The organism is Serratia sp. S4, from assembly GCF_000347995.1.
Classification (GTDB): domain Bacteria; phylum Pseudomonadota; class Gammaproteobacteria; order Enterobacterales; family Enterobacteriaceae; genus Serratia; species Serratia quinivorans.
In genome coordinates, this window is the sequence record NZ_KB661120.1 from 3,172,952 (window position 1) to 3,199,083 (window position 26,132).

Below are 26,132 nucleotides of genomic sequence, written 5' to 3' on the forward strand. Positions count from 1 at the left end.
GCTCTCATGCCGCTTTCGCGTGCTTCTCGTAAAGGAATTTCAGCACCTGCCGACGGTAATGGTGATATTGCGGGTCATCCGCCAGCGCGACTCGTGAACGCGGGCGTGGCAGCGCCACCGGCAGGATTTCGCCGACGGTGGCCGACGGACCGTTGGTCATCATTAACACCCGGTCAGACAGCAGCACCGCTTCGTCGACGTCGTGGGTAATCAGCACTATGGTGGTGTGCAGCCGCTGCTGAATTTCCATCACCGCGTCTTGCAGATGTGCACGAGTTAACGCATCCAGTGCGCCAAAGGGTTCATCCATCAACAGCACTTTGGGTTTCATCGCCAGTGCGCGAGCTATGCCAACGCGCTGCTTCATACCACCGGAGATTTCATGCGGCCGTTTGTCCAGCGCATGGCTCATATGCACCAGCGCCAGGTTGTGTTCAATCCAGTCGCGCATTTCGCTGCGCGTCATCTCATGGCGAAACACCTGATGCACCGCCAGCGCCACATTCTCGTAGGTCGTCAGCCACGGCAGCAGCGAATGGTTCTGGAACACCACCCCGCGCTCCGGGCCAGGCCCGGTGATTTGCCGGTTGTCACACAGCAACACGCCGTCGCTGGGCAAGGTCAGCCCGGCGATCAAATTCAGCAGCGTTGATTTACCGCAGCCGGAGTGGCCGATCAGGCTGAGCGTTTCCCCGGCCTGAATATCAAAACTCACCCGATCCAGCGCAATAAACTCCCCCTGCGGGGTGGCAAAACGCTGGCTGACGTTCTGGACCTGAATAATCGGTTTCATGGCGTACTCCTAGCGGTTCGGATAACTAAAACGTTTTGCCAGTAACATCAGTCCCTGTTCGAGCAGCAGCCCGACCACACCGATCACGATGATGGCAATAATGATGTTTTCGACGTTGAGGTTGTTCCACTCATTCCAGATCCAAAAACCGATGCCAACGCCGCCGGTCAGCATTTCCGCCGCCACAATCACCAGCCAGGCGATGCCAATCGACAGGCGAACACCGGTCAGCACATAAGGCAGCACCGCCGGGAACAGGATTTTTCGCATTACCGTCCACTCCGACAGTTTGAGCACCCGCGCCACGTTGAGGTAATCCTGCGGAATACGCGTGACACCCTCGGCGGTGTTGAGGATCATCGGCCAGATGGAACAGATGAAAATGGTCCAGGTTGAAGCAGGCTCCGCCCGCTGAAACAGCAGCAGACCAATCGGCAACCAGGCCAGCGGACTGACCGGGCGCAGCAGTGAAATGATCGGGTTGAGCATGTTGGCCAAAAACGCAAAGCGCCCCAGCAGAAAACCGGCCGGAATACCGACCAGCGCCGCCAGCCCAAAACCGGTCGCCACACGCTGCAGCGAAGCCAGTACGTTCCAGCCAATGCCCTGATCGTTCGGCCCGGCGGAATAAAATGGGTCGGCAAACAGCACCAGTGCCGCCTGCCAGGTGGCCCATGGCGTAGGGAAACCCTTGCTGTTAAGCGCCGCAACCTGCCAGACCACCAGAGTCAGCACCAATCCCAACGCGGCGGGCACGCCACGGCGGAAACCCTGCTGTAACAGCAAACCCCAGCGGGCTTTGCGCTGCGGCAGTGGCATTACCGGGCGCTTTAGCGGCACGATTTCCGCACTGACTTCTGCCCGCGATGACGCAGGAATATCGATCCGTTCAGCAAGATTTTTCATTGGTGACCTCAACGCTTTAAAGTGAAACTGTTGGCGTATTCCGCCGGATTGCTGCCGTCCCAGCGCTTGCCGTCTAACAGCGTGCTGGTACGCATATCGCTGCCGGGCAGGTTCACTCCACCCACCGCGCTGGCCGCCTGCTTATAGATTTCGATACGGTTGATTTTCTTCGCGACGGCCAGATAGTCCGGTTCGGCATTCAACAAGCCCCAGCGGCGATGCTGGGTCAGGAACCACATGCCGTCGGACAGGTAGGGGTAGCTCACCTCGCCATCGTGGAAAAAACGCATCGCATGTGAGTCCTGCCACGACTTGCCCAGACCGTTTTGGTATTGGCCGAGCATGCGGCCGGTAATGATTTCCGGCCTGGTGTTGATATAGGCGCGCCCCGCCACCACCTGAGCGGTTTCCTGTCGGTTGGCGTCCGAACTGTCGATCCAGCGTGCGGCGTCCAGTACCGCAGCGGTCAGCGCGCGGGCGCTATTGTGGTTGGCCGTCACCCAATTACCGGTGGTACCCAGCACCTTTTCCGGGTGATCGGGCCAAATCTCCTGGCTGGTCACGGCGGTAAAACCAATGTCTTCCGCAATTGCACGTTGGTTCCACGGCTCACCCACGCAAAAACCGCTCATGTTGCCGATTTTCATGTTCATCACCATCTGCGGCGGCGGCACCACCACATTGCGTACGTCGTCAAACGGGTGAATTCCGGCGTTAGCCAGCCAGTAATACAGCCACATGGCGTGGGTGCCGGTCGGGAAGGTTTGGGCGAAGGTATAGGTGCCTTTGGCGCTGGCATCGACGGTTTTTTTCAAGCTCGCAGCATCGGTGACACCGGCCTGCCTTAACTGGTTGGAGAGCGTAATCGCCTGACCGTTGTTGTTGAGCGTCATCAACACCGCCATATCCTGCTGCGGCCCGGCGACGCCAAGCTGCAGGCCATACACCATGCCGTACAGTACGTGCGCCGCATCCAGTTCACCGGACAAAAGTTTGTCGCGTACTGCCGCCCAACTGGCCTCCTTGCTGGGGATAATTTTGATGCCGTACTTCTGATCGAACTGTTTCACCGCCGCCATCACCACCGAAGCGCAATCGGTAAGTGGAATAAAGCCCACGCGGATCTCTTTTTTCTCTGGGGCGTCAGAGCCTGCCGCCCAGGCGGCGTTCATCAGGCCGGGCAACATCATGCTGCCGCCCAACGCCGCACTACCGGCCAAAAAACGGCGGCGCGTCAGGCTAAGTCCGGAGGGTTTGGTGTGCGTCATCGGCAATTCCTTCAATCAGGCGATAAAATAAAAAAGGCGTCCCATCAGCACATTCCACCGTTGGGGTGAACATGCTGAAAGGACGCCTTTATCCATAATCTTGTTGGCAACCCGACCGCCATTGGCCGGGCTACGTTTTAGTAATGCAGCTTGCGTGCCAATTTTTAATTTTACATGCCAAGTTATAGTTATGCGGGCCGTAGGGGCGCTGCATGCTGCGCCCGCATGATTCAGGGCAAATATATTCGTCCCTTTTGCACGATCGCAAGGCAGTAACTGCACTGACTGTGTGCATATACCCCTTAGGGAGTATTCCCGCTGGGCGGCAGAATATCCGCCACCGCCAGCATGGCATTGGCAATATCAATCAGCCGTTGGTTCTGGTTCATCGCCATCTTTAGCAACAGCCGATGGGCCGCCGCCTCGGTCAATCCGCGATGCTGGATCAGCAGCGCTTTGGCGCGTTCTATCTGCTTGCGTTCACTCAAGGTCGCACGCGCCGTGGCCAGTTCCTCCGACAGCGCATGCAGACGTTGTGACTGCTGCTGAATCAATTCCAGCATCGAGCGCCCCAGGCGCGGATGGATACCATCCCCCACCAGCGGCGATGCATCCCCCAAAGGCGCAGCCACGAAAACCGCGTAACTTTCTCGCATCGGCTGTGGCGCGTAAACTGCGCAATCCTCCGCCATTGCGTGCTGGGCCTGCGTCAGATTGTGGCGGCAACTGGCCATCAGCGCCTCCTCCAGCCGATCCTCAATCTGTTTCATCAGATCGATACGCGCACTGGTGATCTCGAACCAGCGCAGACTGGTGTCGGCTTTGTTACTCAGTTGCCATTGGGTGCAGGCAATACGGCGCAGGCGCTCAAACTCGCGGTCATCCTGTTGCTGCATTCGCCGCCACTGGGCCAGCGAAGGCTCATCGGCAAACTCGCCGAAGGTAGCAAAACAGCGCTCTTGCCCTTCGATAAGCACCAGTAGCTGCTGGTGCGCCGACGCATCGAAATGCATGGAGGCAAAACCGGCCGCGCCGATCGCCCGTTCCTGCCCAGCCAGCTCCTTGCCCTGCATAAAGCTGAACATGGCGATCAACGCACGTGCCGTGGTGGGTTCCGCGCAGGCATCCGCCGCTTCGAACACCAGCGCCAGCAGGCTATGAATAACCTCATTAAAGATGCCCATGGCGGCAGGCTGCAAAATTTGACGTTGCTGCACCTGGCAGCGCAACGCGGGCAGGCCGGCAAGATTATGCAATGCGCAGGCAATGCGGCTGAAAAGACGGCTGGCGCTGGCCAGGGGGGCGGTGTTGTCATCCAACTGCATCAACTGGCGCTGCACCGCCAGTTCAGCCTGTTGCACTTCCTGCGCCCTTCCGGCCAAGCGTTCACCGAACAATGCTCCCTGTGAACACAGGTAAATATTGACGGTACCGCGTTCCCGTTGGAGCACATGGATCAGTTGGCTGACCCGGCCGACCAACTGCCCCATTTGCAACAGTTGCTGCAATACGGTGATTTCACAGCGCCTGGAGGCCAGCAAAAAGTCGCCGGCGCTGGGTGGGAAAACGTGATTGCGGCTCATGACAGGATCCCCGATTCGCTAAATAAACCGATCCTGCAAAAGCCGTGCCGTGGCGGGCTACTTACTCACGCGATCGAGATACAGCATGCTGTTGGCGATATCCACTTTGGCGTTTTTAACGTTGTCGCGCAGCGCCACCAACGTTTGCCCCTGCAATGCCACCACGTAAGGTGAGCTGGTCTGTAATTCACGCTGCAAGCTGGCGTAGTGCGCGGCGCGTTTTGCCCCATCACCTTCCGCCGCCGCTGCGCGGGTTTCCGCACTCAGCGCCGGGATGTTCCACTGGGTACGCCATGCCAGGGTTTTCGGCCCGTTAGGCACGTTATAGGCAAAGGCACTGGCGTTAGTGTTCGGATCCAGATAGTCGGCCCCCCAATAGGTGAAAATGGCCTGGAAATCACGACTGCGCATCTTGCCCCACAGATCGCTTTCCACCACCGGATGGATATCCAGTTGCAAACCGGCCTTGGCAAAGCTGGCCTGCAGCACCTGGGCAATATCGGTATACGGCGGCTGGTTGATGACGATCAGATCAATGCGCGTACCTTCGGCAATCCCGGCGTCATGCAAAATCTGTTTGGCCCTGGCTACGTCGAGCTTGAACGGTTGGTCGTCGATCGCGCCATCCAGCCCCAGCGGCAGAAACGCCTGGTGAACACGGTACTGCCCCTTCAACAGGTTGTCGGCAATGGATTGATAGTCCACCAGCCAGCGCGCCGCCTGCCACAGGGCTGGGTTGCTCAACGCCGGCGTCTGTTTGCTGCCGGTGTTGAAGCCGAGATAATAGACTTTGGACGAGTCCTGCTGCTCTATCCTGACACCCGGCTCTTTACGCAACGAATTGAACTGATCGGCACCCAGATCGTAAGCCACGTCGGCGTCTCCTTTCAGCAGCAACAGGCGCCGGGTTCCGGCATCGCTGACGTTCTTCAGCAGCACCGTTTTTATCTTCGCCTGCGGTTGAGCGTAGTCGTTCCGACTGAATAACAGTGCCTCATGCGGCACATAGTTACTGACACGATAAGGCCCTGCACCGGCGGAATTGGAACGCAGCCAGGCGTTGCCGAAATCCCCCTGTTGGCTGTGCTCACTCAACAGTTTTTCATCGACGATCGAGGCGACCGGCGCGGTCAACAGCCGCAGCGCCAGCCCACTACCGATATTGGCCGACCAGCTTAACTGCACCTGGTTATCGCCCAGCTTCTTCAACTGACTCTCGACGTTTTCCGGCGTCCAGCCAAATTCGCCGAGAATAAACGACGGCGCCTTGTTCAGTTTCACCGCTCTTACCAGGGAGAAGATCACATCCTCCGGCCGCACCGGATTACCGGAAGCAAAGCGCTGGTTTGCCTTCAGGGTAAAAATCAGGCTGCGACCGTCCGCCCCCGCCTGCCAACCGCTGGCCAACTCCGGCGCCAATTTTTCCGGCGTGGTACGGTCCGGCGTGAGCAGCCGCTGATACAGATTGACCAGGTTGGCCGAGCTGACGGTTTCGAAACTTTCCGCCGGATCCAGACTGATGATGCCTTCCAGCGAACTGACCACTACTAGCTGGTCTTTCGGGGTCGCCGCCTGTGCGCCAAAGCTCGCCGCCAGGGCGCTGAACAATAAGGTGGGAATTAGCCGTTTCATTAGATGCACTCTCCAGAATTACGCGGATGCGTTATTTTTCGAGTGTAGGCGCAGTGGCTTAGATGAAGAACGACTATAAATTGCTTTATTTATTACGCAGATGTCTATTGATTCCAAATAATACCCGCCGGGTTAACGGCGGGCAGAATTCAGCTGACCAGACGGCCGTGCGCCATCGCCACCGAGCGATCGCACATGTGGTCGATCACATCGGCGTCGTGACTGACCAGGATCATCGTCAGGTCACCCGCCTGTTTCAGCTCGTTGAGCAGGTTGAGGATCTCCGCCTGCACCGACATATCCAGCGCCGAGGTTGGCTCATCGAGCAACAGCAGTTTGGGTTTTAACAGCAGTGCGCGCACTATCGCTACTCGTTGACGTTGACCGCCGGAAAGCTGGTGCGGATAACGGTCCAACAACCGAGGATCCAAGCCTACCTGACGAAAACCGGCGCTAATCTTCTGTTCGATAGCGCTCTCTTTGAGCAATTTCAGCGGCTCTGCCAGCGTGCGCAGCAAGCGATGTTTGGGGTGCAGCGAGGCATAAGGATCCTGAAACACCATCTGCACCTCGCGCCGCAACGTACCGGTGAACGGGCGACCCGGCTGCAAATCGCGGCCCAGCAGTTGGAAACCGCCGCTCCAGTTTTCATTCAGCCCGGCCAACACCCACAGCAGCGACGATTTACCGCAGCCGGAAGGGCCGACCAAACCAAAACACTCGCCAGCTTCAATATGCAGGTTGACCTCATGCACCACGGTACGTATTTCGTAGCCCTGACGATGGCTGACGCTGAGGTTATCCAGTGTAATCAGGCTCATTTCAGCGACTCCAGCAACGCGCGATCCAACACCGGCAAGGATTTGCCATGGGTTTGCTTACTTGGCCGACACGACCACAACGTGCGGGTATAGGGGTGAGTGGCCGAGGCCAGACGATCGGCGGGTAACTGATCCAGCAGTTCGCCTTTGTACATCACCAACACCCGTTCGCAGTAGTGCGCCACCTGTTGTAAATCGTGGCTGATCAAAATCAGGCCCATATTGCGCTGCTCCACCAGGTTCTCAATCAGTTGCAATACCTGATCGCGCATCTGGTGATCCAAAGCGGACGTGGGTTCGTCGGCAATCAGTAATTGCGGATCGTTAATCAACGCGATTGCCAGCATCACCCGTTGTCCCATGCCGCCAGACAGCTGGTGCGGGTAACGTTGACGCAGCGCGGCAGGGTCGGGCAAGCCAACCGCCGCCAGCATATCCAGCACCTTCTCTCGCCGTTCGGCGCGGCCCAGGCGGGTATGCAGCAGCAACGGCTCCTCCACCTGACGGCCAATCGGCTGGGTCGGGTTCAGTGCATGCTTGGGATCCTGCATTACCATCGCCACTTTGTTGCCGCGCAGACGGTTCCACTGACGCTCGCTCAGGCGTGCCAGATCGTCCCCGCCCAAGGTTAAACGCTGCGCCTGTAGCTGTAACGGCGGTGGCAGCAGCCCCATCAAGGCCCGCGCAGTCAGGGATTTACCGGAACCGGACTCACCGACCAGCGCCAGCCGCTCCTGTCCCATGCTGAAAGAAATGCCTTTGACCAGCGGCTGCGCGCCCGGCAGCGCTACCGATAGCCGTTCAACGGTCAATAAATTGTTATCAGTGCCCATGACGAGGATCCATTTTATCGCGCAGGCCGTCGCCCAACAGGTTAAAGGCCAGGCTGGCAAACAGGATCGCCCCACCCGGTACCGCGGCGACCCACCATTGGTCAAAAATCACCTTGCTGCCCTCGGCTACCATTGACCCCCATTCGGCGGTCGGTGGGGCCACGCCCATGCCGAGAAAGCCCAGACCGGCGGCGGACAGGATAATCCCGCCCAGGCTCAGCGCCGCACGCACTACCGCACTCGGCAGGCATAACGGCAAAATGTGCCCAACCATCAGCCGCAGGCCACCAATGCCCTGCATCCGCGCCGCCGCCAAATAATCACTGCGACGCAGCGCCAGCGTTTCTGCCCGCGCCTGCCGGGCGAAAGAAGGCCAACTGGTTAACGCCAACGCCAGCGCGCCGTTCATCAACCCCGGCCCCAGCACGGCAACAAACGCCAGTGCGATCACCAGGCTGGGCAACGACAGAAAAATATCGGTTATGCGCATCAGAATACGCTCGACCCAGCCACCGAGATAACCGGCGCTAATGCCCACCAGCAGGCCAATCGGAATGGTCAGCAGCAGGATCAATGACACCAGGATCAGCGTTGGCCTGGCCCCGTAAATCACCCGCGACAACAGGTCACGACCGAAGCCGTCGGTGCCCAGCCAATGGCCGGATGAAGGCGGCAACAGCCGCAGCTCGATGTGTTGCAAATTGGGATCGAACGGCGCCAGCCAGGGGGCCAACAGCGCAGTGAGGATTAAAATAGCCACCAGCGTTGCGCCAATCGTTAGCGTAGTCAGTCGGCCGCGTGGGCGGTAAGCGGCGGCCGGTTCGCCCTGGGGTTCATGTTCAGAAAGATATTGGCTCATCGGGTTCGCGGGTCCACTAAATAGGTCAGCGCGTCGGCCAGCGCATTAAGCACCACAAAACAGGTGCCAATCAGCAAGGTGGCACCAAGGATGGCCGGCGTATCGGCGGCAAACAGCGCGGTAGTCAGATAACGTCCAACACCGGGCCAGGCAAATACCGTTTCGGTCAATACCGCGCCCTCCAGCAGGCTGGCGTAGGACAGCGACAGTACGGTGATCAACGTACCCAACACGTTGGGGAATACGTGACGCACCAGAATGCGCGCGCGGCTGGCCCCTTTGGAACGCGCCAGGGTAACGTACTCTTTATTGCACTCTTCCAGCATCGCGGCACGCAGTAAACGGGTGATGCCCGCCATCGACAGCAGCGCCAGCGCCACCACCGGCAGCCACAGGTGGCTGATGGCGTTGTAGAACATTTCACGATCGCCGGACAGCCAACTGTCAACCAGGATAAATCCGCTGCGCGGCTCCATGCTGTACAGATAGATATCGTCCAGCCGCCCCGGCCCCGCCGACCAATGCAACGTGGCGTAAAACAGCAGCAGCCCCAGCAGGCTAAGCCAGAAGATCGGCACCGAATAGCCGATCAGCGACAGCAGGCGCGCCACGTTGTCCAGCCAGCCGCCCGGTTTGATCACCGCCAGAAACGCCAGCGTAATGCCGCCGACGGCACCGAGGATAATCGCGCAGGTCGCCAGTTCCACCGTTGCCGGGAAGGTACGAAGTAAATCGCTCAGCACCGGCTGCGAAGTAATGCGCGAGATGCCCATATCCCCGTGCGCCAGATGCACCAGGTAACGCCAGAACTGCACCGGCAACGGCTGATCCAGCCCCAAATCATGGCGCACCTGAGCATAGGTCGCTTCGCTGGCGTGATCGCCGGCAATTTGCAACGTAGGATCGATCGGCGCCAGGTGCGAGAGCATAAAGGTGAACAGCAGCAGGCCAAGCAGCGTCAGTGCCAGCGACAGTAAGCCGGTAAGCAGCCTGCGGCCCCAGCGCCAACCGTGCCGGGCGAACCCGGCCGAAGAGGAACGGCTGATCATTACTTGCTGACCTTGCTGTAGAACACCATGTCGGGGTTGATGCCCTGCTCATAGCCTTTCAGGTTGTCGCGCACCGCAATCAGGCTGCGTGCCTGCAGGCCGATCACAAACGGCGAGCTTTGCTGAACGGCTTGCTGCAACTGTTGGTAATCCGCCACCCGTTTGGCGGTGTCATTTTCCGCCGTGGCCGCCAGCGTCAGCTTGTTCAGCGCAGGGATCTGCCAGTTGGCACGCCAGGCCAGCGTTTTGCTGCCGTCTTCCGGGTTATAGGCGAAGGCGGCGGCGTTGGTATTTGGATCAAAATAATCCGGCCCCCAGGAGGTCAGGGTCGCGTCGTAGTTGAGGGATTTGACCTTGGTGGAGACCTGCGCACTGAGGCCCGGCACCAGACTCACCTTCACCCCGCCCTGTGCGAAACTGGCCTGTAATGCCTGCGCGATATCCAGATACGGCGGCTGGTTGTTGACCTCCAGCTTAAAGCTGACGTCTTTCAGACCGGCCTTGGCCAGAATCTCCTTGGCCTTGGTCGGATTAAAGCTGTAAGGCTTATCCTTCAACGCCCCCAGGTAACCCTCCGGCAGGAACGCCTGATGGGTCTGGAATTGCCCTTTCAGCAGATCGTCGGCAATGCCTTTATAGTCGAACAGCCAGCGCGCCGCCTCCCAGAATGCCGGGTTACCCAGCGCCGGTGACGCCTTGGCGTTGAACTGCAGGAAATAGAGTGAGGCATACGGGATCGCCAGCGGCTTGACGCCCGGCTTGCCTTTCAGCGCTGCCATCTGGTCGGCACCAAGGTTTCGCGCAATATCGGCGTCCCCCTGCTCGATCAGCAAGCGGCGGGCGGCCGGATCCGGCACGTTCTTGATCAGGATGGTTTTCAGCGTGGGTGCGCCCTCTGGCGAGCCAGGGTTGGCGTCAAGCACCACCACTTCATGCGGCACATAGGTGCGAATTTTATACGGGCCGCTACCGGCGGAATGGCTGTTCAGCCATTGATGACCAAAGTCATCACCCTGCTGATGCGCCAGCGCTTCTTTGGCATCGACAATGGACGACACCGGTGCCGATAGCAGGCTAAGCACAAAGGCCGGGCTGACGTTTTCACTCCAGCTGATTTTTACCCGATGGTCATCGACCTTGGTCAGGTACTGGTCGACATTTTTAGCGTTCCAGCCCAGTTGGGTGAGGATAAACGACGGCTCCAGATTCAGCTTCACCACCCGCGACAGCGAGAAGATCACGTCCTCCGGGCGCAGCGGGTTGCCGCTGGCAAATTTGGCGTCCGGTCGCAGGGTAAAAGTCAGGCTGCGGTTATCGCTGCCCGCCTGCCATTCGCTGGCCAACGTCGGTTTAAGCTCAATCGGATTTTTTGGATCGGACTGGATCAGCCGCTGATACAGGCTGTTAAATGACTGCACCGTGGTTAATTCAAAGCCCTGGGCCGGATCAAAGCTGACCACGTCATCAATTGACTGAGCGATCACCAGAGTATTGGCCGGAGTTGCTGCCTGTGTGCTGAAACTGGCCGCCACGGCCAAAAACACCAAAGAAGGGACGAAGGCTTTCATCAAAACTCTCCAAGCGGATGGAATTTATAGTAATTTCGCGAGTGTATGTGAGAGTCATCGGCAGGCGAAGGTACTTAAATAACTATAGATATTCTTTTTATGTCTATAGCTGCGATTTTGATTATTAAGCAGGCGGGGTTTTGCGGGTGGCGGCGTAATCGTCGGGGCAATTCTGAGTACAAATGACATCTTTTGCGTACCGCTGCGCATTAGAGAAAACAACGTTTTGTGCAATCCCTTAGCAGCAATTAGTGTGCGACTTGTTGCTACAGGGGGCTATCAAATGGAAGCAAACACGCCAACGGATGGCGGCAAAGATTCACATAATCGGGCGGTTCAACAAACAATTGAAGATATGAACACCGTGCTGGCCCAATCGGGGCTGTTCATTAGCCCATTGACTGAACAAGATCGCCGCTGGCAAAAAGGCAGAAAAAATGGTCATTCGCTTAACTGGCGCTCGCTATTGAAATTTTATAACAGCACAGCGCTCAGGCCAGGAAGCTTTGCTTTTGTTTTCAGGTGGATTACTGCGCCGTTGACTCGTGTTGGCTTTTGCCTGTGTTACTACCACCGAGTGGATAACGTCATCGAACTGGTCGCACTGGAGAGCTTTACCAGACGTGCGGCTAAACATCCGCTAAGAGGCAAAATGCTGCAACACTGCCTGCACACCCTCTATTTTTATGGCGTGAATCTGCACACGCAAGGGCTGATATCTACAGCGCTTCCCGACATACTGATCAGTAACGTCCTCAACAATCGTCTGCTCGAGCTCTATACCCGCCAGGCATCATTCACCGTGATACCCGGCACCATGAACTGCAAAACTGACTTTCTTACATTGAGTAAATACATCGAGGATCTGAAAAGACCGCGGGATTGAATATCAGCACATGATAGGATGTGTACAAATAACGCTCAAAAGGAAGAGGCTATGAAACAGAAGGATCTAACCGACCCAACGCTAACCATTCAAGAACAAAAAGAAATCGCAATCGAAATTTTGCAGCAACATCTTCGCTGGCATATGGAGAATCCACCGCCTCATGAAGAAGTCCCCATATTAGAGCTCATTGGTCCAGTGCAAAAAAGCAAACGCCGTTTGGTGAGAAAACTGTTGAGAAAACAGCTTTAGCTTTATCTATCGCCGGGCGCTATGCCCGGCGCGTTTTCGCCGCCCTCTGAACTAAATCTGGTAGTCGATCACCGTATCGAGCTGTGAGGAAAATACTTTGTCTTTGATTTCAGTCAGCGACAGCGTCGGGTTACACAGCTGGATAAATCGCCATGCATAGTTACGTTGTAACTGACTGCGTTTCAAACCTAACCAAACGGTATTGGGTTCAAACAGATGTTCGGCGTTAAGGCTGACCAACCCATGGTCGCGTTCCTTCTCGTAAGACATATCCGCCAACACCCCCACTCCCAACCCCAGTTCGACATAGGTCTTAATCACATCTGAATCCTGCGCGCTTAAGGCGATATCCGGCGTTAGCCCGGCGGCTTTGAAAGCGCTATCCAGCCGTGAACGGCCGGTAATACCCTGTCGATAGGTGATCAGCGGCAAGGTGCTTAGCATTTCCAGCGTCACCTGCGACTGGCGGGTCAGTTCATGCCCCTCCGGCACCAGTATGGTGTGGTGCCAGCGGTAGTAGGGAAACGCCGCCAGAGACTCATCACTCATCAGTCGCTCACTGGCAATGCCGATATCGGCTTCGCCAGAGGCCAGCATGCCAACGATTTCCTCGGGGCTGCCCTGATTCAGCACCACTCTCACCCGTGGGTATAGCGCCCGGAACTCTTTGATCACCCCCGGCAGGCTATAGCGAGCCTGGGTATGGGTAGTGGCAATGTGCAACTGACCGGCGTCGTTGCTGCTGAATACGTCTGCCAGACGGCGGATATTATTGGCATCATTCAGGATGCGTTCTGCCACCACCAGCAGCTCTTTGCCCGGCTCGGTCATGCCTAATAAACGCTTGCCGCGGCGGATAAATATCTCAATACCCAGTTCTTCTTCCAGTTCCCGAATATGACGACTGACCCCAGATTGTGAGGTAAATAAAGTGTTGGCTACCTCGGTCAGGTTGTAGTTGCAGCGCGCCGATTCCCGAATAATTTTTAATTGTTGAAAGTTCATCCACTCCCCCCGGTCGAACAATATTGTTAAACACAGTGATACGGAGTCTGGGGTAAGGGGACAAATAAGAAATAACCTTTAGTTATGCATTTTCATGCTAAGTGAATTTTTTCACCGCGGTGGATTAACTGTTTCTAAGCCAATAAATAATCAATTCCTTTAATATTAACGAGATAAATACCCATCAATAAAGTATGGATTAAGTGCTCATGCAGAATAAAGTTATTAAATATAGGTATTAGATATATCAAATAAAAAAGGCTCAGCATGCTGAGCCTTATGAAAGCGCGGTGCGGGATTATGCCGTCGCCTCTCCACCAACAGGGCCGGAGGTATTTTGCTGCAACCACTGCTGCACATAGCTGACCAAATCACCGATGCAGTCGTCTTTCATACCATGGTTTCTCAGCTCGTTATCCAGTGAGAACAGGTACTGGGCATTAGTGCCCAATGGCCCGCTGGCGCTGGCGATCAACGGCGCGATCACCTGGTGGCTGGTATCTTCTTCAAACAGCGGGTGTTGCGGGTTCATCACAAACACCAACGCGGTCACCACTTGGCCATCGGCCAGGGTGAGGTCACACCAGGTCGGCAAATAGCAGCCGGTCAGCATTTCACGTTTCCACAGCAGTTCCAGCTCTTCGCGCAGTTTGGCTTCCGGCAGGCGGAACGCCAGGCCGGTGGTATGGCCGCCCTCTTTCAGCGCCAGCATACGCCCCGGCTGATGCAAGGTGCCACGTCCGGCCGTCAACCGCAAACAGAAGGCACGGTGCCAACCTTGCAGCGTGGCCGGTCGCACCTCTTCGGATTCAAACACCGGGTTCCACATCAATGAACCGTAGCCGAAAACCCACACCGGGCTGTTATCCGGCCGGCGGGATAAAGTACAATCCAGTGAGGCCGCACGCTGCTCTGATGTCAGTAACAGCGACTCCTCAATGGTGCCGAATGCTGTTTTGCAATCCGCATTTTGCAGAAAATCTCGCGTTAACACCTTAACAACCTCCCGGGAATAAGATTGCTCATACTCCCTAGCCACTGTTCATCTTATACCCGTCATCTTTCAAGTTGCAGCGTTGTTATCTGCTTACAAGGCCCATCCATGGGCCTTGCCCTTTCAGGGCCGCTGCAAGCAGCGTTCAAATCTGTTCCCGACAGATTTGTCGCTCACCCCAGTTACTTAACTTTTGTAAGCGCCTGGGGATGAGCGAGCTGGTCGCCTAGCTGCAACTTGAAAGCTATAGGGTATATTTATTAGCTGCGGAATTTTATTAATTCTATAACCCTTTCCGCGATAATAATGACCTTATTCTTTTCTCGTGGAGCAATCAAGTTTCACGCGGGATTTAAAGTGAAAAAGTATTTGTACTCAGCAGCAATAATATCAAAAGGTAAAATGCCACACCTAAGCATAACCAGATGATGCCTCCCAATTAGGTTATCCCTTCGGAAAGAATGCCTGCTTTTGCGCAGCTGCCGTTGTCACCAGCCTCATCAGCAAACAATTCTCATTATCAAATGGCGTGATATACTCTGCGCCAAACGAACATAAGGAGAAACCCGTGACCACCGAAGCCACACGCTCACGCGCACCCTACCTGATTGCAGTCAGTGCCATTCGCGATATTACCCCGCACCTGCGTCGTATCACCTTCACCGCGCCGGACCTGCGCTATTACCCGGCCAACGCCGCCGCCGCACACATTAAGGTTTTCCTGCCGCTTGCAGGCCAGACACAGCCGGATCTGCCGACACTGACCGAAAATGGCCCGCGCTGGGCGGCTGACGCAGTACGCCCCATTGTTCGCACCTATTCCATCCGTGCGGTGCGTCCAGAACTGGCAGAGGTCGACATTGAATTCGCCATTCATGATCACAGCGGCCCGGCCGTTGACTTTGCGCGCGCGGCAAAAGCCGGCGATAAAATTGGCATCAGTAACCCCGGTGGCCCGAAACCCATGCTGCCTGAGGCCGATTTCTACTGCCTGGCCGGCGATCCTTCTTCCTTACCCGCATTGGCGGCTTTGCTGGAAGGGCTACCGGCACACAGCGAAGGCAATGCCTTTATCCGTGTAGATAGCTCGGCCGACGTGATCGAGCTGAAAAAACCTGCAGGCCTTGAGCTAAGCTGGATTATTGGCGGCACCGAGAAAACCGCCGAGCTGATCACCCAGTTTTGCGCCTTGCCGCAGCCACAGGCCGCGACCCAATACTGGCTGGCCGGTGAAGATCGTCTGGTGGTTGAACTGCGCCGCTTCCTGCGCCGCGATCGTCAATGTGAGCGTAATCGGCTTTATGCCGTACCTTACTGGCGTGAGGGGTTAAACGAAGAGGGTTATCATAATAAACGGCATGAAATTATGGACAATATTGATGACTGATGTGGATTTTTTCCTTTATTAACGGTGTCATACACGCTCAAACTGCAATTTATGTGCCGTTAATGAAGTAATTTCATGTTACTGCGTAAAAGAAAGTAAAGAAAACCGCATCCCGTGCGGTTTTTTTGTTAACCTAGTCACATATTGCAAGCATTTGCTTTTGCAAGTAAAACAACATCACATCATTCCCCGGCACGCACCACCGGGTGTATCCTATTATTATTAAATATAATTACATTCTGGATGCGCAGAGTTGCCTTTAACGGCAGTCAGCGATGACGGGACCACGCTGTTTGAGAAGGAGTACCATCAAAATGAAGTCGCAAAACGATCCTGGCCGATCCAAATCCCGCCACACTGAGTATTCCCTGTTGCTCCCTATCGCCGCCCTGGTGGTGCTGAATCTGTGGGGCACTACCAGCAACTTTCCGCTGATCGTCGGCATTAACATCGTTGCCTTGATCGGTATTCTCAGCAGTGCTTTCAGCGTAGTGCGCCACGCCGACGTTCTGGCCCACCGCCTGGGTGAACCCTATGGCTCGCTGATCCTCAGCCTGTCGGTGGTGATCCTGGAAGTCAGCCTGATTTCAGCGCTGATGGCCACCGGCGACGCCGCGCCGGCACTGATGCGCGATACGCTTTACTCGATCATTATGATTGTCAGCGCGGGGCTGGTCGGCGTTGCGCTGCTGCTTGGCGGCCGTAAATTCGCTACCCAGTACGTAAACCTGGGCGGCATAAAACAGTATCTGATGGCGATTTTCCCGCTGGCGGTGATTGTGCTGGTGTTCCCGAGTGCGCTGCCCGGCGGTAACTTCACTACCGGTCAGGCACTGCTGGTTTCGGTGATATCTGCCGCCATGTACGGCGTGTTCCTGGTGATCCAGACCAAAACTCACCAGAGCCTGTTCGTCTATGAGCACGAAGATGACGATGGCGATCCGCACCATGGCAAGCCTTCCTCGCACAGCAGTGCCTGGCATGCTGTTTGGCTGATCGTGCATCTGGTTGCGGTGATCGCGGTAACCAAGTTTAACGCCAATCCGCTGGAAGGTTTGTTGACCAAGGTAAATGCCCCGGCGCAATTTACCGGCTTCCTGGTCGCTCTGCTGATCCTGTCGCCTGAAGGTCTGGGGGCACTGCGTGCGGTATTGAATAATCAGGTACAGCGCGCCATGAACCTGTTCTTCGGCTCGGTGCTGGCGACCATTTCCCTGACGGTACCGGCGGTCACCGTCATCGCCACGCTGACCGGTCAGACGTTGATCTTCGGTTTGCAGACGCCACATATCGTGGTAATGCTGACGGTGTTGCTGCTGTGCCAGCTTTCGTTCTCCACCGGCAGAACCAACGTGCTGAACGGGACTGCGCACCTGGCACTGTTCGCCGCCTATATGATGACTATCTTTGCCTGATTAACCGATGGGCGCCCTGTTGGCGCCCATCGCCTTTATAGCGCGAAAGTTTAAATCGCGAAGAAAATGCCCGCCGCAATCCCACCAAACAAAATCCATTTAATGATGTAATACCCGGTACGGTTCCACGCCTTCAGCCGCTTGCCCACTTTACGCACCGCATAAATGTACTTGAACAGCTTGTTGACGCCACCGGTGCGATCGCCCTCTTCATTGGGTGCGGTAGCCGCGCTCATCAGGTTACGCCCCAACCAGTAGTTGATGCCCTGCGCCCAGCGGAAACGCATCGGCCTTTCGATATCACAAAACAGGATCAGTCGGTTTTGCCCACTTTGGTTTTCGGCGAAATGCAGATAGGTCTCGTCAAACATCACCCCCTCACCATCACGCCAGCTATAACGCTCGCCATCCACTTCGATAAAGCAGCGGTCGTCATTCGGGGTAATCAGCCCCAGGTGATAACGCAGCGAACCGGCGTAAGGGTCGCGGTGGCGCGGCAGGCGGCTGCCGTCCGGCAGTTCGGCAAACATCGCCGCCTTGACCGAAGGCAGGCTCCGTAACAAAGCCGTGGTCTGCGGACACAGGCTCATCGCCGACGGGTGGCTGTCTTCATACCATTTTAAATAAAAGCGCTTCCAGCCGGTTTTGAAAAACGAATTGAATCCGGCGTCATTAAATTGATCCGAGGCTTTGATCTGCTGGATCGCCATCAGCTGCTGCCCTTCATCGCGAATGGTTTGCCAATTCTCCCGCAGCACCTGCAGTTCTGGAAATTGCTCCGGCGGCAAATAAGGGGTAGTCGGCACGCGTGAGAATAAATACATAAAAACGTTCAATGGCGCAGTGAAGGTCGAATGATCGGAAAGTTGCCGCCAGAAGGTGTAACGCACCCTGCCACGGTAATGGACATACACAACGCACAAAATAAATAGCAATAAAATAATATATTTCATGATTGAACCGCTTTGAAAATCCCAATGCCCAGTACGCCAACCCGGCATACTCCCAGATATTTCCTTTTGGCGGATGAACCCCTTCGCCCGTCTGGAACACCACTAAGCATTAACGCTAACCCAACTAAAATCTATACAAAAAACCACAATAATTTACACAAGAGGTAAACAAGCGGAAATTGACGGTTCAGCGCTGTCCAACCAGGCCAACCAGAGCGGTCTGCCAAAGGCAATAAACGAAAATTAACTTTGCCGTTAAGCTATAAGTGGAACGTGTAAGTCACGGTAAAACAATAAATTAATAATTTGATTTCGATCAGTGCATCATAATCCCCCCATGTTTAACTCAGGGTGTTATTTAAAATAAATAACAACACCACGAACAATAATAAAAACAAATAATACGTGCGGGAAACATCATGAAAAACATATCAGATATCAGATTGAATCGCAGAACCTTGTTAAAAGGACTGGGAGTTATTGGCTTGGCCAGCATCTCACCCTGCATATTTTCCATGGCCCTGGACAATGGCAAACCCTTACCCCGAGTGCGGCTTAAACTCGCCGACTACCAAACCTATAGGTCAACCTGCGCGATGGAGTGTTTGCACTGCAACTTAACGGCTTATGTCTATCAGGGTGAACTCAAGAAAATAGAGGCCAGCAAAGGCTTTAACGTCAAGTGCTGCTTGCGCGGTATTAGCCGAACCAAATGGGTGTATCACCCACTGCGGGTTAAAACACCTTTGCTGCGGGACGGGGAAAAGGGCGAAGGAAAATTCAAACCCATATCCTGGGATGAAGCATTGGATCTGATTGAGCTAAATATCCGTAATACCATTGCCAGTCACGGGAATAAAGGCCTGCTGATTTCAACTCACGCAGGCAATATGGATTCGATTAAAAACGATATGGCCAAGGCCTTTTTTGATTACCTCGGCGGTGCCACCAAACGCAGTGGATCTTTGTGTTGCTCTGCGGTCACCGCCGCCATGATACCGATGCTTGGCCTGCGCTATGCGGATATGCGCGACACCATTAGCGATAGCCGCTATATCCTGTGCTGGGGCAATAACCCGGCGGTGACCATGCAGGCCTACTTTAAAGAATATATTAAGGCGCAGAATCGGGGGGCACGCCTGATAGTGATCGATCCTCGATTTAACGAAACTGCAGCCAAAGCCGATGAATGGATCCCGATTGTTCCAGGCACGGACACCGCGTTGGCGCTGGGGATGATTAAAATCATTATCGATGAGCGGCGCTATGATGCCGACTTTCTGCGTCAACATTCCGGGGCGGTTTATCTGGTCGATACCCAGCAAAAACAACTTAGGGAAAACCCACAGGATCAAGAAAGCTATCTGGTCTACGACATCCTGAGCCGGCGCCTGGTGCGTCACGATACGCCCGCCATTGTTGCGGCACTGACGCAGGCAGAACTGCCTGCTGATGCCGCTTTTAGCACGGTGTTTGAATTGATCCGCCAGCAAGCCGCCCCCTGGAACCCTGAGAAAGTAGCGGCGGAGACTGATGTTCCACCGGCTACCCTGCTGCGGCTGTCGCGGGAATATGCCAGCAATAAGCCTTCAATGATCGTACAGAATATGTCCGGCGCTCAGCGCACCGAGTTTGGCACCTATGTGGCCGCCAGCCAGTTCTATCTGGCGCTGCTGACCGGTAATATGGGCAAAGCCGGTGGCGGTGTCTGTGATGCCGGCGGCGCAAGACAGATGATGAAGTTCAATCCGCCAGTGCCGGCGGCACCCAAGGTAGAAAAAATCTCGCCGATACCGGTGTCCAAAACCGGTGTCCAAAACCGGTGAATGGATCGTCAACGATCGCCCTCACCCAATTAATTTCTGGTGGATTATGACTCTGGGGGCCCTGACCCAGCTACCCAATACCAATATGGTCAAGAAGGCATTGAAGAAAGTGCCCTTTGTGGTGGTGGCCGATAACCTGATGAGCTCCACCGCCTTGTATGCAGATCTGGTGCTGCCGGTGACCACCATCTTTGAAGATCTCAGCCTGATGGCCGGCGTTCGCAGCCATTACGTGCAACTGATGGAAAAAGCGGTAGAACCGGTGGGCGAAGCAAAAGCGGATTACTGGATTTTTGCCCGGCTGGCCGAACGTTTCGGCTTTGGCGAAGTGTTTAATCAACCGATTGAGCACTATATCGAAAACTGCCTGGCCGGTACCGGCATCACGATTGAACAACTGCGCCAGGGGCCAGTCAAGCCGGTTCCTGTGCCGTGGATCCCGTTCAAAGATGGCATCTTCCGCACGCCGACTAAAAAAGCCCACCTGTTTATTGAAGCCTGGCAGAAGAAGGACTTCCCGCCGATTGTCACCTATATGCAGGTTAAAGAATCGCCCAAAGGATCTCCTGAACTGGCGAGAAAATATCCGTTAATGGCCGTGCAGCGCAAGCTGGCCCGCAGCATTCATTCCAGCCACGGCATGAATGAATGGATCCTCGAGGTGCAGCGCAATCAGCCCAATATCATGATCCACCCGGATGATGCCGCCAGCCGCAATATCCAGAATGGCGCATGGGCCATTGCTTTCAATCACCGTGGCGAACACCGGGCATTGGCAGTGGTGACCCGCCAAATCAAACGCGGCGTGGTGTGTCTGGATAACGGTTGGTGGGAACAGCAAGGAGGCAGCAGCAGCCATGTGACTAACGATCATGTGGAGGTTCTGGGCACCGGCCATTGTTGTAACAGCACCCTGGTTGACGTTCGGGCGGAGGCGTAATCATGGTCAGACAATATGGATTCTTGGTTGATATGCGTGGCTGTTACGGCTGTAAAACCTGCTCAATGGCCTGCAAATCCGAAAATGCCACCCCGGCGGGCGTGCTGTGGCGCCGGGTCAGGGAATTTAGCTTTGACGATCCTAACGCAATGGCGTTTATCTCGATGTCCTGCAATCACTGTGACGATCCGCAGTGTATGAAAGTCTGCCCGGCCGATACCTACAGTAAACGCCCGGACGGCATCGTGGTGCAGGATCACGACAAATGCATTGGTTGCCGGATGTGCATTATGGCTTGTCCCTACAATGCGCCGGTATTTGACCCGGTCGAAGGGAAAACCAGCAAGTGCAACCTGTGTGCCGACCGGCTGGATGAGGGGTTGCAACCCCGTTGTGTCGAGTCCTGCCCGGCCGGAGTGCTGCAGTTTGGTGATATAGACGTGCTGCGCGTGCAGTACTCCGCTGACTTAACGCGCATCGAAACCCGTTACTCACTGCCGAACCATCAAATCAGCCATCCCAATATCGTGATTATTCCCGCCGGTGATAAGGAATAGATGCCATGTCTGAATATGAACTTCCCCTGGTCTTTTTTACCGTATTTTGTCAGTGGGCGGTGGGCACGATTGTGGCCATCACAATACTAATCCTCGCCCAGCCGATATGGCTGACGGAAGAAAAACGCTTTAATGCCCTGCGCAACATGGCGGTGGTTATTCTAACCGTCAATATTCTCGGTTCGATGCTGTCGCTATTGCATCTGGGCTCGCCAACCGGTGCCTACCGCGCCATTTTGGGTATCGGTCATTCCTGGTTAAGCCGGGAAGTCGTCGCTTTCTTCTTGCTCAATGCGGTGGTGTTTAGCTGGGCGGCCATCCTGTTTCGCTTTAACCGTAGCCATGCCTTAATCCGCGGCGTTAGCCTGCTGGCTTCCCTTGCCGGGCTGGCTGCCATTTTGGTTTCGGCACAGGTTTATTACCAGATGAGCAGCCACCCGCTGTGGCACTCGCCCATCACCCATCTCAGCTTTATTACCACGGCGCTGCTGTTGGGTTTTGCTACTTTGGGCCTGAGGATCAGTGTCTTCAATGCCACGCTGGATGAGCATCAACGACAGCTTCCCACCCAACTGCCGGGCGGCATTTTGCTGGCGGTGGCACTGATGTTGGCGGTGATCCTGGGGTACAGCGCAGGCTTTAGTGAACAGGGTAAAATGTTGGCCAGTGCCATCGCCATCTTTGGCTCAGGCCTGATGGTCTGGCTGATTTTTGCCGGGTTGATTATCGCGACCGGGCTGGCGACCTATCTTTATCGCCGACCGGTGTTGTCAGCAGGAACCGCCAGCGTGCTGATGCTGGCCCTGCTTTGCGCCTCGGTGAGTGGCCGGATGCTATTTTACTCTGGCGTGATGGGCCAGTATCCTTGGTTTTGAGATGATCGGTCGGCCCCATCTCCAGCGCAGTAAAAAGGCCGCCGAAGCGGCGGCCTTCAATTAGCAGGCAGGTTTTAACTGTAGGCGTTGAGCGTACGCTGGCACAGGGCGGAGCGGACGCAGTCTTGTTTGTCAAAGCGGATGATGCCGATCATTTCATCCTCCTCGAAGCGTTCCATCGCATCGCTGAGGCCGGACTTCACGCCGCGTGGCAAGTCGCATTGGGTGACGTCACCATTAACGATTACCGTTACGTTCTCACCCAAACGGGTCAGGAACATCTTCATCTGGCTGGCGGTTACGTTCTGGGCTTCATCCAGGATAACGACCGCATTTTCGAAGGTACGCCCGCGCATGTAGGCGAAAGGCGCGATCTCTACCTTGCCGATTTCCGGACGCAGGCAGTATTGCATAAAGGACGATCCTAAACGGCGCACCAGAATGTCATACACCGGACGGAAATAAGGGGCGAACTTCTCAGAAATATCCCCGGGTAAGAAACCGAGGTCTTCATCCGCCTGCAGAACCGGACGAGTAACGATAATCCGATCCACTTCTTTATGTATAAGGGCTTCTGCCGCTTTCGCAGCGCTGATGAAAGTTTTGCCGCAGCCGGCTTCACCGGTGGCAAAAATCAACTGCTTCTTATCTATGGCGATTAAGTAATGACCCTGAGCTTCGGTTCGTGCCTCTATGGGAGAGCTATCGCGCTTGTCACGTGCCATGCCGATAGACTCAACACCACCCATTTGTACCAGCGAGGTTACGGACTCTTCTTCAAGCTGGCGATGACTACGAGCGTCACGACGAATAACGCGTTTCGCTTCACGACGTGCTTTGATCACTGCTTTTTGTCTCATAGTGGCACCTTACAGTTTGTTTCACCTACCGCAACGGCCTGGCCGCGCGATTATGTTTCACACACAGATTAGGTTTCGGCTTCCTTTCGAGCCAACAATAGCCAATTGAAAAAGTGAATATACGGCGGGCGTGACGGCACACCGATGTTTCACGGGATAACGCGATTGCGTAATTAAAACCAGATTAAAAAGTGACAAGAATTTGTGATGACGAGAGTGCGGAGTAGCCAGGAAAAGAGAGTCGGAGCGAATGCCCTCGTTACAACGAGAAATCAGGGAAGGTCTGTTATTTTTTCTTTCTAGCCCAACCAAGGACTTTACCATTAGCGATCCCCGCAGTGTTATTTACAGCTTCGAGCTGTGCACCTTGTGAAAACTACCGCCAGATGATTACAGTATAATGACATTCAACCCTGCCGCGTTACTAAAATGTAAAAAATTTTAATCTTTTTTGTTTTCACGCGGCGCAAGAACACTATATCACGCCGATTACGTCATTCAATAAAATTTTTAACATGCATAATATCAAATAGTTACCATTAAATGGCGTCGATGACATTTTGGTTTCCCGATTAAATTTCATCCAACTCAGAACCTGTCAATCCGCCGAAATTTATAAATAAAAAAGGCGGGAAAGCTCCCGCCCTGATGCTGAATGATTACGCCGACAGGCAAGTCCTGAAGTTACTCGAAGGTATAAGAGACGCTCAATCCGCCGCCCCAGTTTCTGCCCGGTGCCGGTTCGTAGTAACGGCCATTACCTTCATTAACGATCACCGACCCTACATATTGTCGGTCAAACAGATTATCTACCCGGCCGAAAACGTTAAGCATCCAATTACCCAGCGGATAGCGGTAGCCAGTATTCAAACCAACGGTGGTATAAGCCGGGGCCTGCTCCGTGTTGGCATCGTTAACTTCAATATCACTCATATAGCGTACCTCTGCGCCGGCATACCAACCTTCCGGCGGTGACCAGGCAAGCGAGGCATAGCCCATATTGCGCGCAATGCCCGGCATGCGGTTGCCACTGGGCACCATGTTGGTCGCCGAACACTGGCTGTCGCCGCACACATCATCGCGATAGCGTGCATCCAGCAGCGTCCAGGCCAGCTGTACCCGCCAGTCATAAGCGAATTGCTGATCCAGCGCCAGCTCCAGACCACGCCTGCGGGTCTGCCCGGCGTTTTTGTAACTGGTGCGGCCGTTGCTGCTTTCATCCACCACGATTTCGTTGCGGGTGTCAGTCTGGAAAACGGCGGCGGTCAGCAGGCCATTGCCAATGCGGGTTTTACTACCCAGCTCCACCGTGTCGCTGGTCGAGGGATTCAGGCCGAAGTTCAGCCCGGCCTGATCGCCTGAACGGTAAGACAGTTCGTTAATGGTCGGCGTCTCAAAACCGCGACCGGCGGAAAGATACAGGTTCCAGCCGCTCATCACCGCATAGTTGAGGGATCCGGCAGGCAGCCACTGATGGTAACTGGCGCTGCCGCTGTCATCGCCATTGGCACCGGTAACGTAGTGATCGTTAGAGTCGAAATTAACGGTGCTGTAACGCATACCAACATCCAGCGTCAGCTGTTGCGTCAACTGCCATGAGGTTTGCAGGTAAGGATCCACATTCCACATCAGGTTGCGTTCGTTACGGCGCAGCGCTCCCTCGGTGCCAAGCTCGGTGACGCCGTTGACCTGAGTAAAGTTTTCATACCCTTTACGCTGCTCGGTCATGGTTTCATAATCCAGCCCGCCGGTCAGGGTATATGGCACGCCCAGCTCGCCACGGTGCGTCCAGCGGGTATCAATCCCCTGATAATGGCGCGTCAGATCAATCACCCCGCCCGGATGCTGCGCACTGCGCTGCTGTACCGCGACCGGGATCGACTGGTACTGAGTGGTTTCACGCTCACCGGCATACATCATGATGCTGAGATCGTCATCAACGCCCATCTCACGCTGGTAGTGCAACCCGGCCTGAGTTTGTGACGTGGTTTTGCGCGTATTGTACTGATCGGCTCGCGGTGCCTGGCGCGGATTATCGTGCCATTCGGCATTCGTCAGGCCGCCCGGATCGTTGGCGTTGATATCAACACTGTTGAACAGCAGCGTGAGCGTACTGACATCGTCGATGCGAACACCGAGCTTGGCATTACCAAGATTTTTCCGCGCGCCACTGTGGTCACGGAACCCCTGAGTGGTGAAACGGGTGCCGGAAATGGTGTAGTTGACATCACCGGCGTGGGTACCGTCACCGGTTGCCCCGGTGGCCTTGACGCCATAGCGCCAGGTGCCGTAGCTGCCGAAGTACGAACCGGCCTCAATGCGGGGCGGCTGTTGGCCGGTTTCGGTTTCCACATTCACCATGCCGCCGGAGGCGTTACCGTAGAGCGCGGAAAACGGGCCACGTAACACTTCCACCTTCTCGACCGAGTTAAGGTCAATATTCGAGGTCTGCCCCTGCCCATCCGGCATGGTGGCCGGAATGCCATCGACATAGATACGCACGCCGCGCACGCCATACATTGAGCGCGCGCCGAAACCACGCACCGAGAGCTGCAAATCCTGCGCATAGTTCTGGCGGTTCTGAATTTGCAGACCCGGCACGCTGCCCAGGCTTTCCGACAGGTTGATCTGCGGCCTCGCCTCACGGATTTGATCGCCCGTGACCACGCTGACGGCAGCCGGGGTTGAGAGTTCAGAAAGACCGCTGCGTTTGGCCGTGACCACCATGGTCTGTTCGCTATCCTTGTCCTGCGCAAAGCTGGCAGAAACAGGCAGTAGGGCTGGAATAACCAGCGCTGAAACTGCCAACCGGTTTTTATGAGTGCTTTTCATCAGGAAAATGCCGTTAAAGGGATCGAAGGGTATGAACC

General features: G+C 55.3%; 21 protein-coding genes and 1 pseudogene. 7 read left to right on the forward strand and 15 right to left on the reverse strand.

The window, feature by feature from the left end:
* Positions 1–4: 4 nt before the first annotated feature.
* From SERS4_RS0115570 to SERS4_RS0115615, 10 genes are all read right to left on the reverse strand, one after another.
* Complete coding sequence (locus SERS4_RS0115570) at positions 5–793, reverse strand: ABC transporter ATP-binding protein (protein WP_012145630.1); 789 nt, start codon at positions 791–793, stop codon at positions 5–7.
* A 9-nt stretch (positions 794–802) separates the two neighbouring features.
* Complete coding sequence (gene ntrB, locus SERS4_RS0115575) at positions 803–1,699, reverse strand: nitrate ABC transporter permease (RefSeq protein WP_017893185.1); 897 nt, start codon at positions 1,697–1,699, stop codon at positions 803–805.
* Between the two features lie 8 nt (positions 1,700–1,707).
* Positions 1,708–2,967, reverse strand: coding sequence for a CmpA/NrtA family ABC transporter substrate-binding protein (locus SERS4_RS0115580; protein ID WP_017893186.1), 1,260 nt, complete (start codon positions 2,965–2,967; stop codon positions 1,708–1,710).
* Positions 2,968–3,269: 302 nt separating this feature from the next.
* Complete coding sequence (locus tag SERS4_RS0115585) at positions 3,270–4,550, reverse strand: nitrate regulatory protein (protein WP_017893187.1); 1,281 nt, start codon at positions 4,548–4,550, stop codon at positions 3,270–3,272.
* Between the two features lie 57 nt (positions 4,551–4,607).
* Entirely contained in the window at positions 4,608–6,182 is a 1,575-nt protein-coding gene (locus tag SERS4_RS0115590; RefSeq protein ID WP_017893188.1) for an ABC transporter substrate-binding protein, read from the reverse strand.
* Between the two features lie 149 nt (positions 6,183–6,331).
* Positions 6,332–7,003 (reverse strand): ABC transporter ATP-binding protein, encoded by a 672-nt coding sequence (locus tag SERS4_RS0115595; RefSeq protein WP_017893189.1) that lies wholly within the window; start codon positions 7,001–7,003, stop codon positions 6,332–6,334.
* Positions 7,000–7,836, reverse strand: coding sequence for an ABC transporter ATP-binding protein (locus SERS4_RS0115600; protein ID WP_017893190.1), 837 nt, complete (start codon positions 7,834–7,836; stop codon positions 7,000–7,002). The genes SERS4_RS0115595 and SERS4_RS0115600 overlap by 4 nt, the downstream gene beginning before the upstream one ends.
* Positions 7,826–8,695 (reverse strand): ABC transporter permease, encoded by an 870-nt coding sequence (locus SERS4_RS0115605; RefSeq protein WP_017893191.1) that lies wholly within the window; start codon positions 8,693–8,695, stop codon positions 7,826–7,828. The genes SERS4_RS0115600 and SERS4_RS0115605 overlap by 11 nt, the downstream gene beginning before the upstream one ends.
* Positions 8,692–9,744: an ABC transporter permease gene (locus SERS4_RS0115610; RefSeq protein WP_017893192.1), complete on the reverse strand. Its 1,053-nt coding sequence runs from the start codon at positions 9,742–9,744 to the stop codon at positions 8,692–8,694. Before SERS4_RS0115610 ends, SERS4_RS0115605 begins: the two co-directional genes overlap by 4 nt.
* A complete protein-coding gene (locus tag SERS4_RS0115615; RefSeq protein WP_017893193.1) occupies positions 9,744–11,312 on the reverse strand; it encodes an ABC transporter substrate-binding protein in 1,569 nt (522 codons plus the stop codon). The genes SERS4_RS0115610 and SERS4_RS0115615 overlap by 1 nt, the downstream gene beginning before the upstream one ends.
* A gap of 283 nt (positions 11,313–11,595) precedes the next feature.
* On the opposite strand from SERS4_RS0115615, the gene SERS4_RS0115620 reads away from it, so the two are divergent.
* Together SERS4_RS0115620 and SERS4_RS0115625 are read left to right on the forward strand one after the other, a co-directional pair.
* Positions 11,596–12,198, forward strand: a complete 603-nt coding sequence (locus SERS4_RS0115620) for a hypothetical protein (protein ID WP_017893194.1) — start codon at positions 11,596–11,598, stop codon at positions 12,196–12,198.
* 51 nt (positions 12,199–12,249) lie between these two features.
* The gene (locus tag SERS4_RS0115625; RefSeq protein WP_017893195.1) at positions 12,250–12,450 is read left to right on the forward strand and encodes a hypothetical protein; all 201 of its coding nucleotides are present in this window, start codon (positions 12,250–12,252) and stop codon (positions 12,448–12,450) included.
* Between the two features lie 51 nt (positions 12,451–12,501).
* On the opposite strand, the gene cbl is transcribed toward SERS4_RS0115625, so the two are convergent.
* A complete protein-coding gene (cbl, locus tag SERS4_RS0115630; RefSeq protein ID WP_017893196.1) occupies positions 12,502–13,455 on the reverse strand; it encodes an HTH-type transcriptional regulator Cbl in 954 nt (317 codons plus the stop codon).
* A gap of 298 nt (positions 13,456–13,753) precedes the next feature.
* The gene (locus SERS4_RS0115635; protein ID WP_017893197.1) at positions 13,754–14,449 is read right to left on the reverse strand and encodes a gamma-glutamylcyclotransferase; all 696 of its coding nucleotides are present in this window, start codon (positions 14,447–14,449) and stop codon (positions 13,754–13,756) included.
* 568 nt (positions 14,450–15,017) lie between these two features.
* On the opposite strand from SERS4_RS0115635, the gene SERS4_RS0115640 reads away from it, so the two are divergent.
* Positions 15,018–15,836, forward strand: coding sequence for a siderophore-interacting protein (locus SERS4_RS0115640; protein ID WP_017893198.1), 819 nt, complete (start codon positions 15,018–15,020; stop codon positions 15,834–15,836).
* 314 nt (positions 15,837–16,150) lie between these two features.
* Positions 16,151–17,251, forward strand: a complete 1,101-nt coding sequence (gene chaA / locus SERS4_RS0115645) for a sodium-potassium/proton antiporter ChaA (RefSeq protein ID WP_012145643.1) — start codon at positions 16,151–16,153, stop codon at positions 17,249–17,251.
* Between the two features lie 50 nt (positions 17,252–17,301).
* Here the strand turns inward: chaA and lpxO are convergent, their stop codons facing one another.
* On the reverse strand, positions 17,302–18,204 hold the full coding sequence (lpxO, locus tag SERS4_RS0115650) for a lipid A hydroxylase LpxO (RefSeq protein ID WP_026142420.1): 903 nt from the start codon (positions 18,202–18,204) through the stop codon (positions 17,302–17,304).
* Between the two features lie 419 nt (positions 18,205–18,623).
* Here lpxO and SERS4_RS25805 point away from each other — a divergent pair.
* The 3 genes and pseudogenes from SERS4_RS25805 (at position 18,624) to SERS4_RS0115665 (ending at position 22,402) form a co-directional block, all read left to right on the forward strand.
* Positions 18,624–20,970 (forward strand): annotated as a pseudogene (locus SERS4_RS25805) (molybdopterin-dependent oxidoreductase).
* A gap of 2 nt (positions 20,971–20,972) precedes the next feature.
* Entirely contained in the window at positions 20,973–21,527 is a 555-nt protein-coding gene (locus tag SERS4_RS0115660; RefSeq protein WP_026142421.1) for a 4Fe-4S dicluster domain-containing protein, read from the forward strand.
* Between the two features lie 5 nt (positions 21,528–21,532).
* Positions 21,533–22,402, forward strand: a complete 870-nt coding sequence (locus SERS4_RS0115665; protein ID WP_017893201.1) for a DmsC/YnfH family molybdoenzyme membrane anchor subunit — start codon at positions 21,533–21,535, stop codon at positions 22,400–22,402.
* A gap of 74 nt (positions 22,403–22,476) precedes the next feature.
* On the opposite strand, the gene phoH is transcribed toward SERS4_RS0115665, so the two are convergent.
* Complete coding sequence (gene phoH / locus SERS4_RS0115670) at positions 22,477–23,262, reverse strand: phosphate starvation-inducible protein PhoH (protein WP_004945903.1); 786 nt, start codon at positions 23,260–23,262, stop codon at positions 22,477–22,479.
* 684 nt (positions 23,263–23,946) lie between these two features.
* Positions 23,947–26,094 carry a TonB-dependent receptor PqqU gene (pqqU, locus tag SERS4_RS0115675; RefSeq protein WP_012145648.1) on the reverse strand — a complete coding sequence of 716 codons (2,148 nt, stop codon included), beginning with the start codon at positions 26,092–26,094 and terminating at the stop codon, positions 23,947–23,949.
* Positions 26,095–26,132: the final 38 nt, after the last annotated feature.

Bases quoted from the DNA above. Each gene is read 5' to 3' on its own strand.
- SERS4_RS0115570 (WP_012145630.1), bottom strand. From the start codon at position 793: ATGAAACCGATTATTCAGGTCCAGAACGTCAGCCAGCGTTTTGCCACC.
- ntrB (WP_017893185.1), bottom strand. From the start codon at position 1,699: ATGAAAAATCTTGCTGAACGGATCGATATTCCTGCGTCATCGCGGGCA.
- SERS4_RS0115580 (WP_017893186.1), bottom strand. From the start codon at position 2,967: ATGACGCACACCAAACCCTCCGGACTTAGCCTGACGCGCCGCCGTTTT.
- SERS4_RS0115585 (WP_017893187.1), bottom strand. From the start codon at position 4,550: ATGAGCCGCAATCACGTTTTCCCACCCAGCGCCGGCGACTTTTTGCTG.
- SERS4_RS0115590 (WP_017893188.1), bottom strand. From the start codon at position 6,182: ATGAAACGGCTAATTCCCACCTTATTGTTCAGCGCCCTGGCGGCGAGC.
- SERS4_RS0115595 (WP_017893189.1), bottom strand. From the start codon at position 7,003: ATGAGCCTGATTACACTGGATAACCTCAGCGTCAGCCATCGTCAGGGC.
- SERS4_RS0115600 (WP_017893190.1), bottom strand. From the start codon at position 7,836: ATGGGCACTGATAACAATTTATTGACCGTTGAACGGCTATCGGTAGCG.
- SERS4_RS0115605 (WP_017893191.1), bottom strand. From the start codon at position 8,695: ATGAGCCAATATCTTTCTGAACATGAACCCCAGGGCGAACCGGCCGCC.
- SERS4_RS0115610 (WP_017893192.1), bottom strand. From the start codon at position 9,744: ATGATCAGCCGTTCCTCTTCGGCCGGGTTCGCCCGGCACGGTTGGCGC.
- SERS4_RS0115615 (WP_017893193.1), bottom strand. From the start codon at position 11,312: ATGAAAGCCTTCGTCCCTTCTTTGGTGTTTTTGGCCGTGGCGGCCAGT.
- SERS4_RS0115620 (WP_017893194.1), top strand. From the start codon at position 11,596: ATGGAAGCAAACACGCCAACGGATGGCGGCAAAGATTCACATAATCGG.
- SERS4_RS0115625 (WP_017893195.1), top strand. From the start codon at position 12,250: ATGAAACAGAAGGATCTAACCGACCCAACGCTAACCATTCAAGAACAA.
- cbl (WP_017893196.1), bottom strand. From the start codon at position 13,455: ATGAACTTTCAACAATTAAAAATTATTCGGGAATCGGCGCGCTGCAAC.
- chaA (WP_012145643.1), top strand. From the start codon at position 16,151: ATGAAGTCGCAAAACGATCCTGGCCGATCCAAATCCCGCCACACTGAG.
- lpxO (WP_026142420.1), bottom strand. From the start codon at position 18,204: ATGAAATATATTATTTTATTGCTATTTATTTTGTGCGTTGTGTATGTC.
- SERS4_RS0115660 (WP_026142421.1), top strand. From the start codon at position 20,973: ATGGTCAGACAATATGGATTCTTGGTTGATATGCGTGGCTGTTACGGC.
- SERS4_RS0115665 (WP_017893201.1), top strand. From the start codon at position 21,533: ATGTCTGAATATGAACTTCCCCTGGTCTTTTTTACCGTATTTTGTCAG.
- phoH (WP_004945903.1), bottom strand. From the start codon at position 23,262: ATGAGACAAAAAGCAGTGATCAAAGCACGTCGTGAAGCGAAACGCGTT.
- pqqU (WP_012145648.1), bottom strand. From the start codon at position 26,094: ATGAAAAGCACTCATAAAAACCGGTTGGCAGTTTCAGCGCTGGTTATT.